12 protein-coding genes and 1 pseudogene are annotated in these 12829 nt (G+C 51.7%); 3 read left to right on the top strand and 10 right to left on the bottom strand.

What is annotated here, in order from left to right; all coding sequences use genetic code 11:
• Window positions 1–229 precede the first annotated feature (229 nt).
• From ACGSLL_RS17205 to ACGSLL_RS17195, 3 genes are all read left to right on the top strand, one after another.
• Window positions 230–1807, top strand: a complete 1578-nt coding sequence (locus tag ACGSLL_RS17205; protein ID WP_394507249.1) for a phosphoenolpyruvate carboxykinase — start codon at window positions 230–232, stop codon at window positions 1805–1807.
• Window positions 1800–3011, top strand: a complete 1212-nt coding sequence (locus tag ACGSLL_RS17200; protein WP_394507248.1) for an amino acid aminotransferase — start codon at window positions 1800–1802, stop codon at window positions 3009–3011. Before ACGSLL_RS17205 ends, ACGSLL_RS17200 begins: the two co-directional genes overlap by 8 nt.
• Before the next feature lie 206 nt (window positions 3012–3217).
• Complete coding sequence (locus ACGSLL_RS17195) at window positions 3218–3793, top strand: DUF1349 domain-containing protein (protein ID WP_394507247.1); 576 nt, start codon at window positions 3218–3220, stop codon at window positions 3791–3793.
• 45 nt (window positions 3794–3838) lie between these two features.
• On the opposite strand, the gene ACGSLL_RS17190 is transcribed toward ACGSLL_RS17195, so the two are convergent.
• The 10 genes and pseudogenes from ACGSLL_RS17190 to ACGSLL_RS17145 form a co-directional block, all read right to left on the bottom strand.
• Window positions 3839–4564 carry an amino acid ABC transporter ATP-binding protein gene (locus ACGSLL_RS17190; protein ID WP_394507246.1) on the bottom strand — a complete coding sequence of 242 codons (726 nt, stop codon included), beginning with the start codon at window positions 4562–4564 and terminating at the stop codon, window positions 3839–3841.
• Window positions 4561–5217 (bottom strand): amino acid ABC transporter permease, encoded by a 657-nt coding sequence (locus ACGSLL_RS17185; RefSeq protein ID WP_394507245.1) that lies wholly within the window; start codon window positions 5215–5217, stop codon window positions 4561–4563. The genes ACGSLL_RS17190 and ACGSLL_RS17185 overlap by 4 nt, the downstream gene beginning before the upstream one ends.
• A complete protein-coding gene (locus ACGSLL_RS17180) occupies window positions 5214–5888 on the bottom strand; it encodes an amino acid ABC transporter permease (protein ID WP_394507244.1) in 675 nt (224 codons plus the stop codon). The genes ACGSLL_RS17185 and ACGSLL_RS17180 overlap by 4 nt, the downstream gene beginning before the upstream one ends.
• Before the next feature lie 56 nt (window positions 5889–5944).
• Window positions 5945–6754, bottom strand: a complete 810-nt coding sequence (locus ACGSLL_RS17175) for a transporter substrate-binding domain-containing protein (RefSeq protein WP_394507243.1) — start codon at window positions 6752–6754, stop codon at window positions 5945–5947.
• A gap of 1073 nt (window positions 6755–7827) precedes the next feature.
• Complete coding sequence (locus ACGSLL_RS17170) at window positions 7828–8379, bottom strand: restriction endonuclease (protein WP_394507242.1); 552 nt, start codon at window positions 8377–8379, stop codon at window positions 7828–7830.
• A 67-nt stretch (window positions 8380–8446) separates the two neighbouring features.
• On the bottom strand, window positions 8447–8665 hold the full coding sequence (locus ACGSLL_RS17165) for a hypothetical protein (RefSeq protein WP_008438054.1): 219 nt from the start codon (window positions 8663–8665) through the stop codon (window positions 8447–8449).
• 206 nt (window positions 8666–8871) lie between these two features.
• Window positions 8872–9351 carry a hypothetical protein gene (locus ACGSLL_RS17160; RefSeq protein ID WP_394507241.1) on the bottom strand — a complete coding sequence of 160 codons (480 nt, stop codon included), beginning with the start codon at window positions 9349–9351 and terminating at the stop codon, window positions 8872–8874.
• A gap of 554 nt (window positions 9352–9905) precedes the next feature.
• Window positions 9906–10001 (bottom strand): annotated as a pseudogene (locus ACGSLL_RS17155) (AbrB/MazE/SpoVT family DNA-binding domain-containing protein); the annotation flags it as partial.
• Between the two features lie 365 nt (window positions 10002–10366).
• Window positions 10367–11116, bottom strand: coding sequence for a hypothetical protein (locus ACGSLL_RS17150; RefSeq protein WP_394507240.1), 750 nt, complete (start codon window positions 11114–11116; stop codon window positions 10367–10369).
• 412 nt (window positions 11117–11528) lie between these two features.
• Complete coding sequence (locus ACGSLL_RS17145; RefSeq protein ID WP_394507239.1) at window positions 11529–12611, bottom strand: ComEC/Rec2 family competence protein; 1083 nt, start codon at window positions 12609–12611, stop codon at window positions 11529–11531.
• Window positions 12612–12829: the final 218 nt, after the last annotated feature.

Here is a 12829-nt window from a genome sequence, read left to right as displayed (position 1 = left end):
CTTTTTCGTCATGGTTTTAAAGCCAGAGGTGGTCGATGTGTTTCTATCGATACCTTATCTGACGATCTCAGCCCGAGTCATTGCTCCTCAGCCTCCTAGGGTTTTGCGCTGATTCCATAGCCTATCTCAGCGCAAGGTATGGGCAGTCAAAGCATGGACTGAGGGCATCAAAGAATTTTGATTTGTTCCTGAGTTTCGTGCGTGATCGAAGCCCGGGTTGGAGACTGTTTTGACAAATTTTTCGCCTGCTACGTATACCGACCTCAGTGTCGAACGTTTGATAAATGAAGCGATTCTTCGCAAAGAGGGCGAGTTGTCCGATACCGGCGCACTGGTTGTTCGTACCGGTCACCGTACCGGCCGTTCGCCAGTCGATCGTTTCATCGTTGATGAGCCGAGCACCACGGGCGCCATCGCCTGGGGCCCGATCAACCGCAAGTTCCCGGCCGACAAGTTCGACGCCCTGTGGGCTCGCGTTGAGGCATTCAACAACGCGCAAGAGCATTTCGTTTCCCACGTGCATGTGGGTGCGGCTTCCGAGCACTACTTGGCCGTGAAGATGACCACCCAGACTGCGTGGCAGAACCTGTTCGGTCGTTGCCTGTTCATCAACCCGGCCCAGTACAACCCGGCTGGCCGTGATGAGTGGCAAGTGCTCAACGTTGCCAACTTCGAGTGCGTGCCAGAGCGTGACGGCACCAACTCCGACGGCTGCGTGATCATCAACTTCGCACAGAAGAAAGTGCTGATCGCCGGCATGCGTTACGCCGGTGAAATGAAGAAAGCCATGTTCTCCGTGCAGAACTTCCTGCTGCCGGCTGCCGACGTATTGCCAATGCACTGCGCCGCCAACATCGGCGAAGAGGGCGACGTGACCCTGTTCTTCGGTCTGTCCGGTACCGGCAAGACCACCCTGTCGGCTGACGAAAGCCGTTACCTGATCGGTGACGACGAACACGGCTGGGGCGAAGGCGTGGTCTTCAACATCGAAGGCGGTTGCTATGCCAAGTGCATCGACCTGTCCGAGAAGAACGAGCCGGTGATCTGGAAAGCCATCAAGCACGGCGCGGTGTTGGAAAACGTCGTTATCGATGACGCCAAGCACGCCGACTACCCCGATGTCAGCCTGACCCAGAACAGCCGTGCCGCCTACCCGCTGGAGCACGTTGCCAAGCGCTCCGAGAAGAACCTCGGTGGCGAGCCGAACGCTGTCATCTTCCTGACCTGCGACCTGACCGGCGTGCTGCCGCCCGTGTCGATCCTCAACGAAGAACAAGCGGCCTACCACTTCCTGTCTGGCTACACCGCGCTGGTGGGCTCGACCGAAATGGGTTCGGGCAGCGGCATCAAGTCGACCTTCTCCACCTGCTTCGGCGCACCGTTCTTCCCGCGTCCGGCTGGCGAATACGCTGAGCTGCTGATCAAGCGCATCCATGGTTTCGGCTCCAAGGTCTATCTGGTCAACACCGGCTGGACTGGTGGTGGCTACGGCGTCGGCAAACGCTTCAGCATCCCGACCACCCGCGCGGTGATCGCAGCGATCCAGAGCGGCGCGCTGATCGGTACTGAGACCGAGCACCTGGACACCATCAACCTCGACGTGCCAGTGGCCGTACCGGGCGTTGAGACTGGCCTGCTGAACCCACGCAACACCTGGGCTGATAAGCCATCCTACGACGAAGCCGCCATAGCACTGGCCGGCCTGTTCATCGAGAACTTCAAGAAGTTTGATGTCAGCGAGTCAATCAGAGCGGCAGGCCCGGCCTGCGTTAAACCGGAATATTCTGGGAGTTGCGAGTATGTTTAACCATGTTCAAGCTTATACCGGTGACCCTATTTTGTCCTTGATCGAAGCCTTTGAAAAAGATCCGCGGGCAGACAAGGTCAATCTGAGTATTGGCCTGTATTACGATAATCAGGGTGAAATACCTTTACCATCTGCTGCGCGTGAAGCAGAGATGAGTCTTTTCGAGACTGGGCAGCATGCATCTCTGTACCTGCCTATGGAAGGTCTCGCCGAATACCGTGAGGGTGTGCAAGACTTGCTGTTTGGTATGGGACATCCCGCGGTCAAATCGAATAGGGTTGCAACTGTACAAACGATTGGGGGCTCCGGCGCTCTCAAGATTGGCGCTGATTTCCTCAATCGTTATTACCCCAATTCACAAGTTTGGGTCAGTGATCCGACCTGGCAAAACCATCATTCAGTATTTGCTGGCGCTGGCTTTAGGGTGAATACCTATCCCTACTTTGACGCTGCTTCAGGGACGGTAGATTTCGCAGCGATGGTTCAAGCTCTGGAACGTCTTCCAGCGCAAAGTATTCTCGTGCTTCATCCTTGCTGTCACAACCCAACGGGTGCTGACCTGACCCCTGATCAATGGGATTTGGTGACGTCGATCGTAAAAGCAAGAGAGTTAATTCCTTTTCTGGATATTGCCTACCAAGGGTTTGGCGTTGGTATGGACGAGGATGCGTATGCCATTAGATCAATGGCTCAAGCAGGTGTCAGTTGCTTGGTCAGCAACTCTTTCTCGAAAATCTTTTCCCTATATGGCGAGCGAGTAGGGGGGCTTTCAGTGGTGTGCCAGGATGAGCCTACAGCTGACAAGGTTCTTGGACAGCTTAAGGCAACGATTCGACAAAACTATTCAAGCCCACCTCGACATGGGGCGCAGATCGTCTCAGCAGTCTTGGCTCACCCGGAACTCAAAGCGTCCTGGATTGCGGAAGTGGAGACTATGCGTCTGCGCATCGTCGAAATGCGCAAAGCGTTAGTGGCGAGATTGAGTACTGCTTTACCTGATCGAGATTTCAGTTTTTTTCTGACTCAGCAGGGTATGTTTAGCTATACCGGCTTCAACGCCGATCAGGTGATGCGCCTGAAGGTCGAGAGCCGTGTTTACCTTATCGGTAGTGGTCGGATCTGTATGTCTGGATTGAATCCTCAAAATATTGATCAGGTTGCTGAGGCAATGGCTAGGACATATGGCATTCGAGAATGCGCTTGATTGCGTAGATCTGAGGTTGAATAAGACTGAGCCCTTTTTTACACGGGCTCGGTCAATTCTATTGCTGTAAAAGGCTCCTCCATCGTCATCCAGTTACCGTCGAGTCTTGGATTGTGTAAAGGCCTTACCATTTACCTAGTCAGGCGTGCTTCTATCGGAAGCAAATTACTTTGGAGGCTTGCGCCTCAGCATTGGAGGGGCAGGCAATGTTTGATTCGTGCCAGTGGCTTAACGAGCCCAAGATCTGGTCAACCGATGGAAGTGAGTTGTCCGTCACGACGGATGAAAATACCGATTTTTGGCGAGGTACCTATTATGGGTTTTGTCGTCATAGCGGCCATTTCTTTGGAGCTAAGATTATCGGCGACTTCACAGCGCAGATCCGTGTAAAAGGCGATTTCAAAGAGCTATATGACCAGGCTGGGTTGATGGTACTCATTGATGACCAGCGCTGGATCAAAACGGGCGTGGAGGTGAACGACGAAGCAGTCGTGAGCAGCAGCGTGTTGACCAATGGCCTATCAGATTGGGCTGTTAGCTCGGCATTGACACGTGGTAATGAGTTTTGGCTCCGCATCACGGTAGCCCATGGCTCTGTTCGGGTTCAGATTTCTGAGGATAATATCGTTTGGCCGCTAGTGCGGCTCGCGGCGTTTCCGGTTGCAGAACACTACCTGGTAGGCCCCATGTGCTGCACACCTGAGCGAGAGGGACTGCGCTTGAGCTTCAGTGAGTTCAGTGTCGGGCCTGCATTGAAAAAAGAGTTACATGATCTCAGCTGAGAGATGCGGCGACGCCATGAAGGTTGCGTCGCCGTCGCTCCCTAATCAGTGAATCTGATGGGAAAGGAATTGCTGCGTCCGTTCATTTTTGGGTGAATCGATCACCTGCCTTGGTGGGCCAATTTCTGCAATCTTTCCGGCGTCGAAGAATGCGACCCGGCTGGAGACTTCTCGCGCGAAAGCGATTTCGTGAGTGACCAGCACCATCGTCATCCCTTCAGTCGAGAGCATCAACAGCGTATCCAGAACTTCCCGTACCAGTTGAGGATCAAGTGCCGCAGTGACTTCATCAAAAAGCATGTAGCGGGGTTGCATCGCTAGCGCTCGAGCAATTGCCAAGCGCTGTTGTTGTCCTCCAGAAAGCTGAGTGGGGGACATCGACGCCTTGTCGCCCAGACCTACCTTTTCGAGCTGCGCGTACGCCACTTCCTCTGCGCTTTGTCGTTTCATCTTGCGCACAACTTTGAGAGCCAAGGCGGCATTGTCGAGCACAGAAAGGTGAGGGAAGACGTTATATTGCTGGAACACTATTCCCACGTTTGCTCGCAGCGCATTGAGATCGGTGGCTCGCGAAAAAACATCAACACCATCGACGCAAATATTGCCGTCACTGATGCTTTCCAATCCATTTATGCACTGAAGCAATGTTGATTTTCCAGATCCGCTCGGGCCGATAATGGACACGACTTCACCCTTTTCAACGCTCATGTCGACACCCTTCAAAATGTTCAGGTTGCCGTAGGATTTGTGGACGTTCTTGATTTCGATCATTGACCTAGTCCTTTTTCAACTTTGGCGCCCAGGCGAGCGATGGGGTAGCACAGCAGGAAGTAAAAAGTACCGACGATTAGTAAGACCAGTAGGGGCTCCTGGGTTCGGGTGACGATGATTTGTGATCCGCGTAGAAGCTCGATATAGCCAATAACGGCTGCCAATGAAGTGTCTTTGAGCACCCCCAAAACAATACCGATCCAAGAGGCAAATGTGCGTCGAAGCATGATAGGTACCGTCACATTGGCGAACTCTTGGAGATAGCTCATGCCAAGTGAACGTGCTGCCTTCTGCAGATTTTGAGGTACTGCTTCAAATCCTCCTTTGTAGATCTCCGAGCAGAACGAAGCCATATACAGAGTCAGAACGACAGCACTGCAGTAGAAGGGGCTTAAGGGGTAACGAAAGGCGGCAAGAGCGGCGTTCACTACGATCAATTGGATGAGTAGGGGAACGGAGCGAGATACATCCACCAACACGACAATCAGGCTATTTCCGATTCTGGATACCGATCTGAGCCAGCCCATCAAAAATCCTAGTACGGAGCCTAGGACAATTGCCCATAGTGCTAACCAGAGCGTGTGTCCTGCACCCTGGAGAAGGAAGATAAGGTCGTTTGGCTGAAGGCCAGAAAATAGCGGCACACTGTTCATGCTTGAACCCTCCTTTTCCCGCCATACAGTCGTGCAGCACCGTAAAGCGCCAAGGTCACGAGTTTGGCCAAGGCGTAGTAGACGATTGCCGTAGCAATGAAAAACTCAAATGAGCGGAAAGTTAGAGACTGGGCTGTATAGGTTGCTCCTGTCAGTTCCTGAAGACCCACCACCATACCCAACGAGGTATTGAGAAGGCTCCAGATCAACTGATTGCCTGCGCCAGGAAGAATCAAGGGCACCAATTGTGGAAGGATAATTCGGCTGAACGTTTGCCAGCAGTTCATCCCCAATGCTGCTCCCGCCCGATATTGCCGCGGATCCACGCCGTCTATTCCTCCGCGAATAACCTCGGCCAGGTAGCCCGCGGTGTTGAACGTAATAGCTCCTAGGACTGCATAGAAGGAGTTCACATCCACTCCAATGGCACCCAACCCGAAATACGCCATGTAGATCTGGAACAAACATGGCGTGTTTCGCGCGATCTCAATCCAGGTGACACACACTGCTTTCGCGGATTTGTTACTCGAAGACTTGCCCCATGCCAGCAAAAACGCAATTAGAGAACCCAGTACAAATGATAGGAACGTCAATTGCACAGTCATGATCAGACCGGGTAGTAAATCAGGAAAAGCTCGCCAGACCGGCGCCCACTGGAAGTGATAATTCATAGCGTCGCTCCTCGTTCATTAAGGGTGCGAGCTTGCGGCTCGCACCCACTACGGGCTTAAAGCTTGTCTAAGGCAGGAGCGTCTGCCTGGTACCACTTTTTGTAGAGCTCGGAATATCGGCCTGTCACTTGCTGCTGATGTAGAAATAGGTTTGTGAAGCGAAGGAAGTCGGTGCTATCGCGGGTCACCATCATTCCGACGGTGTCTTTGGGGAAAGGAGCATCGCAGCAAGTATGAAAAGCTTGGAACTGGGGTAACTTGGTCAATTCCGCTGCGGCTTGGACGTTGACGATGAATGCGTCAACTTTTCCTTGGGCCAAGGCCAGGTTCCGGTCGCTATCATTACTGACGGTGAGATACTTGCCCTCTGCATCATTCCATTGCTTAAAGTATGCTTGGAACAGAGCATCTTCAGCAGCGCCGCGTACACCAGCGACTTTTTTGCCTTTTAGGTCATCAAAGGATTTAATGTTGGAGTCTTTACGCGAGACTACGACGAAACTATAGGAGGAGTAGGGGGACGTGAAGGCAACCGTTTTCGCACGTTCCAAAGTGATGGTTGCGCTCGCAATCGAGATGTCTACCTGGCTCGAAAGCAAAGCTGGAATCCGCTGCGGAGACGACGTTTCAACAATCATCGGTTTGACACCAAGAGCCTTGGCCAGATCCAGGCAGTACTCAACGTCATAGCCAGCTGGGTTGTTTGCAGAATCCCTGAAGCCATTAGGTGGATAATCCAGCATGACCCCACATTTGAGCTCTCCTGAAGAGATCACATCGTCTAGCTTGTCGGCCATTACAGGCGTCGCAACGGTCATGATCGCGACCATGGCGGCGGTGAGACTCAGTTTCTGACATATTTTCATGATCTAGTCCCCGCGTTGGTGTTACTGGTTGTAATCCTTTACATGAAAGAAAGCAGAACATGTGCCAAATTCTCTGAAGCAGCCACGAACGCGGTCAAAAGGAGAAGGCCAATCTCGGTAATTACTCTTTATCTCGTTGTTTCATAATGAAAAACTAAAAAATGTGGTTTGTTATAGGGCCATTGCGATTGGGTAAGACGCACTCGCTAGTTTTAAATTTTTGCCCAACTCTGCGTAATTTTTTTGTAAACGATTACGAATGTACTCGAATGAGTGCGGAATTCGTAACATCGTCATGTGCGTACCACGATAAAGTACAAGGCAGCCCTATGACAGATCCCAGATGTTGAGGTGCGCAAGATCCCTGGATACGCTGCTAACTGAGGCGTTAGGAGTTGAAGCACGCATCGAAATGCTTTTATCCTTTCTGATCCCTAGCGTTTCGTCCTTTACCCCTGAACGACCTCTGCAAGAAACTCAGTCAACGTTGTTTGCCGGTCATCCTCCTCTGATACCAGCATCTCTATCCCCAATGACGTAGCACCTCTTCTGCCACTGGATTAACTCGATTGTTGAACAGATACGATTTCGGTCGCGCGGGTGCACGGGCGTGATTGCCCCACATTTTAGGCAAAGGTAAAAGAGCAATCCGATGTTCAGATCCGAAATATTGTACCCGACGAAAAGTACTGAACTTCCTCAATGCGGACGCGGCTGCGCCTCGGCGTAGCGAGGGAGTCGAGCATCCCGTGATTGAGTGCTTAGGCTCTCTCGGTTTTGCTGACAGACTCTGTGTAGCAAGCGCCTTCCGTGGCGCCGTGCACCGGGGTGTACTTCGCCAGGGAACAGTTGATCTAACCCTTCAGAGAGTGCATGTCAGTGACGTAGGTTGTTGCGAATGCTCAGCCAAACAAGTACGCCAAAAAAGCAATCAGCAACGCGCCGATAAATACAGCCCAGCTGACGTACCGGCTAGCTTTGTGCTGCTGGGGTGGATCGTTCGTACCCGATTACAACCGCTACATCGCATAAGCTAAACCTCGGGGTGATGCCGAGGCTGTCCTGACCGATTTCTAGCTGAACATCTCGTTGACCTCCGTAGAAGCACGGCCCAGCGACTTCATCGTGATGTTGCCTGCATCATTTTCACCGACGTGCCAGAGCGAAAATTTCGGAAGGTTTAGCCAGGCCGGTGGCTTCGCATCAACTGGAAAAGCCGAGCGGGTATGATACGTTTGTGCACCGTCGATTATCGACACCAGTGCAATACCATGCACCCTTGCGTATTTTATCGCTCCGGATTGAAACCCTGTTGTGGTAACCAGCATTCCTTTATGAGCGCCCACAGATCTCACCTTGTCGTGCAATACCTGAACTAGCTCTCGCTCGACTGCGTTACGGTATTTTTTGCACTCAATCAGCACGATGAATTCGGCCCCTGCAAAAGCTTGGAATTTCGCCAGCACGTCGATCTGGTAGGTAGAGTCGTAGGCCTCGACCTTCACGTCGTGCTTGACCTCCAGCGATGTCAGTTCACCTCCCTGTTTGAGGATCCAGTCTCTGACCAAGAACTCGAATTCAGTGGCGTTAATTTCGAGGTTGGGATTCGCCATTGGTGGGAACATTCTTTTCCTTATCGTTCAGTCGAATTGGCAGTGCGCGATAAGTGCGCAGGGCTCGGGGTAGCAGCACCTAAGACTGTCGAATCCTCAAAATGGAATCGGTGATGGCTTGAGCATTTGCGTCCAGCGCTTCCATGGCCGACATCGCATGAGCGGCGACGCTTCCCACTCCATTTTCTGAAAGCCACTTCGTTATTTCTTCTATTGCTGCACCTAGTGCGTGCTGGTTATGCAGCAGCAATGTCAGGGTGTCCGCCGTGGCGATCTTGTAGTCCGAGGTATCTGGCATGACAGTCTTCCTTGAGAATGAGGCAGAGAGCCTAGTTCATCTCACCGCTGGCTCAAACGGTGCGGGTGGTCGCATAGGATTGCCCGATTTTTTGGCAGAGCACGACCTGGGGTGACAGGGGGCCAGAAGGCTGCACTCACCGTCTGTGATTGCGCGCCGTGCTTGGTCTGTGGAAAACGCGGTAGGAATACTTATCTATCCGAGCTTCAGGTTTGCGTACGCAGCCAAGCTTCCACTTTTTGCCATCGGCCAACCTCGGAAAGCTTTGACCTTCCAGTGTCTAGAATCTCAAGCAGTCGCTGTCTTTCCGCACGAGAGGGGAACCAATCATCAATCTCGACGCTGCAGTGGATGGACTCGCTCAATGCCCATCTAACGATCATGTCCGCAGCGGCTCTGTAGTGATCGGCCATGAATAGGCGATGACCACCCACAGACCAGCCGCGCTCTGCTAGCTCATCGGTCACGTCAATAATGCCAAGCTCACCAAAGTAGGCTGTGGTGTCAGGGTAATGAATGCCTGCTAACGACACCTTAGCCACGCCGGATTCCCGATCAAAATATGAAAGGAAATGCCACCCGCCCGTGGTACTTCCTGGATGCGGGAAATTGATGGCGGCTTTGCCTGTTATGTAGTTTTCGCGGCAGGCGCGTTTGAGGTCAAAGTCGAACAGAGGCTGCTTCATGGAAGTTCCGTTTGGCGATCACACTGAGTAACAGCATAATTCCTCGCGAGCTAAAGTTTCGCCGCCGCGAAAACCGTGAGGTATATAAAACCATGCGGAGTGTCGGCAATGAGCGCAGTACCGATCAAAAACTCTTGGCTATCTAATGTGCCGCAAAGTGTCGAGTTTGCGCACCGGGCAGCCAGTCATGTTTCTGCCACAACGGAAGACGGTCGCGCTGTCGACATGTCACTCGGAGACTCGCGATAAATTGAGTGCTCACCAGGCCGACGCTATAGCCCAAGGTCAGTTGATGTCTGTAATGCGCACACGCTTGGACATTTGGAGCATGCCTTGGGAGAGCGGACGTCTCGTGAAAATATCTCCGTTCCTCGGAGAGCAAGGGGCTCTCAGGTTTTCGGACGATACGATCCATGGTAAAGGCGCGTCGTTCCGATTTTTTGGCGTTTGTTGGACATATGAGGGTGAAGGCAGACCCAGACTATCCGGCAAATGCGCTCTGCATCCGGACTATGCGTGACGGTGGGATTGTGTTCAGTAGGTAATGTCGGTTACACAGAGGCGCCGACATCCAGTTCGAACTCCTGCAGCGCCTCATTGGGAAATCGAATCGCACCGTCGCCATCCCATTCTTCGATCATAAATTTCATAGGTGGCGTTCTCACGTTGATCTCCATTGCTTTTGATTCGGCAATCGTAATGTGCTTTTGCGTATGGCCCAGAGCACAGTAGTGAGAAAGCTTCGAGCTGTTCTCCTTCCTAGGCGCTCGAAAGGCCGATCTGGATCAGGTCAGCCCATAGGATGATGTTATCGGAAAATCGCAACTATCGATTGCGGGCTGACGATACGACAGGTATGAGCCAAAGCCAGGGCAGCTAGCACCCAAAGCAGGCGGTACCATTACGCCAGCTTCCTCGCGCGCTGAACCACTCCACCTATGCTAATGCGCTTACTCTTTTGAACGCACTGGTGAAAATTCCACCGAAGAGACTAAGCCTAAAGCCAAGTTATGCATTATTCCTTTTGAGCGGTCTGATGCGCATTGTTCATGAGCGTATCGCAACTCAGAATGAGCTGTCGACCATATGCCCTAGACGCATCCCATACTGCCTTTTTATTTACAGAGAAGATCATGTAGGCAGTGTGGAGCAACACAGCAGCCATAACTATAATCAGTTTTTCATCGATTCGTGGAAGCTCTTCAAAATAAGTTGGTTTGAAATATAAAACGGCTATGCACAGTGCCAAAACTAAGAAATTGCACATGATCGCAATCGTTTTTAGGCCAAGCAAATTTCGACGAAAGCCATAGGTTATATTTTCGCCAAACAGCATCGAAAATTTACTCGTGTCGCGCGTGCGATCACGCAACCAAGCGTTGGCAGCACGATAGAAGTCGTTAGCCCTCGTAGTATCAAATTCTTCTTCGTAGGCTGTAGGAGCCTCTTGCTTCAGCTGATCAGCTACAAAGTTTCGAAAGAGGCTCTTTGAAATCTCTGGCAAATCAGGATTATCCCGATGCCATTGCTCGGGCGTCTCGCCAGATCCCAGTTTGGTTTGGATATTCTTACCTCGGTGTCTAGCCATATCGGCAAATGCAAACACCAATACCACTCCCATCAAGGACGCGATGGCTTGCGAAATGCCTAAGTGATCCCAAGGCACAATTATGAATAATAATGCAAGCGTAGGGAGACCGGCGATAATCGCGGGAAATACCCTTGCCTTAATGCTGTATGTGTCGAATTGCTTTAAGAGCTCCATCTACTTGCCGTCTCTATTTCTGGTCATAATTTAAACGAAGAGGTAAATAAACGACTCCGCCCCTGCTACTTTACGGCAGACAACACTGACATATCAGCCATGACTCACTACATAACATTTTATCGTCCCTGATGTCTATTTAGCGAGTCAGTGCAATCCACAGTGTAGGGGTCGTCTGGGCTGGGTCTGTGGCGGAAATGTTGCATCCATCGAGAGGGGAGAGTGGGCAACTCCTCCAGCGCGAGCGTTATTTTTGCTCGCCGCTATCTTTCAATGCTTCGAGCCAATCACCAATTTAATCGACCGATACGCTTTAATAAACGTATCGACCGAATAAGATGAGATATGACGACAGTATTCTGTCTAAGCCTCTGAGATTTTGTCTAGGAAGATGTAATGAGTTTTTTTTCGGTCACTCTTCTACTTCGTCATAGAAAGGAACATAGGAGATAGGCCCCCATCCTTCGCGCTGTGGCATGCCAGGGGTGAAGTGACAAATTGTGCCCCCTTTCGTTCTGCCGACCTTAAAGCCGCGACGGGCAAATGCGTTTGTTACAGCTCTTTTGGGATGACGCGGTGCTTTTGCTGCAACTGAAACAAAGGCGGTACGAGTAAGCACCTCAGGCGCATTTGGCAGCGGCTCACCAACGAGCATATTCAAGGTCTCAGAGGAGACGTTGTGACGCCCTCCATGGTGAGGGATTTGCACGAAAGTGACACGCCGTGGCAAATCGATACCGATGCCAGCGGCATATTCTGCAGAGGCGCGAAGCGTTTGGATTCCTGCATCCCCTGTCAACAAATAGCCCCTATCTCCCACTGACGCGAACAGAACTGCGCTGCTTTCGTTTTCAGCAGAAGTCGACACGGTATCCGGAAGGTATTCCACGTCCCAACGATCGGCGATGAATCCCAAAGCCCCTTTGACTGCGTCAAAGACTGAAGCCAGTGCGCTCTCGTTTTTCTTTAGGTCAGGAGCTTTTTCGAATTGTGGTACTAACTCATGGACATAACGGTCTCGGGCGGGAGAGAGGACAGTAAAAATCCCGATCTTGCTACCGGCAAATGGCTCGAAGATTTTAACCCCTCGTTCTCGGGCCGCCTCTTCCAAAGCGTACGCGGCCGACATTTTTTCCTTCAAACGTTCTTCTAGGCTGGTGTTAGTGATCCGGCGGTCACGAAAGTAATGGCGAATCTCGGCGCTGTACGTCCAAGGTTGATGCATCCAAACCTCGCCGACTGTCAGGTTCTCCAGGACATACAGAAGTCCCCCTGCGTGATCATTATCCGGGTGAGAGTTAACTACGTAGTCGACGTAATGAGAATGAAAATGCGTTTTCACGTGGTCAACCAATGCCGAGCCAAAAGCTTTGGTTCCCCCATCGTAAATCAGTATTTTGTACTGATCATTTTCACGCCACCGAACAGCAATGGCGTCTCCGCTGTGTTCACCTTCCCCAACAGGTAAGAAGTCAATTTCTATGCTGTCTGCCACAACAAATGCTCCGTAAGAATTCCCCGAGATCTATCGCGGGTAGGGGTGGCCTCTGGCCACTAATAGGGTTAGATTGGGGGATGAATCCAAAAACTTCAAGGCCCGTGGCAATTCAGAAGCGCATTTTTGGTTTGCTGTTGCGATGTCTAAGGCAAGAGTTGAGCTATCGCCTTGGGCTGCTTACTCAGCGCCGGCTATTGATTCGGCCAAAGCTCGGC

The sequence above is a fragment of the Pseudomonas retamae genome, assembly GCF_043496865.1.
GTDB classification, from domain to species: domain Bacteria; phylum Pseudomonadota; class Gammaproteobacteria; order Pseudomonadales; family Pseudomonadaceae; genus Aquipseudomonas; species Aquipseudomonas retamae.
The sequence above is the reverse complement of the archived record's forward strand: the minus strand, read 5'-3'. Positions and strand labels throughout refer to the sequence as shown.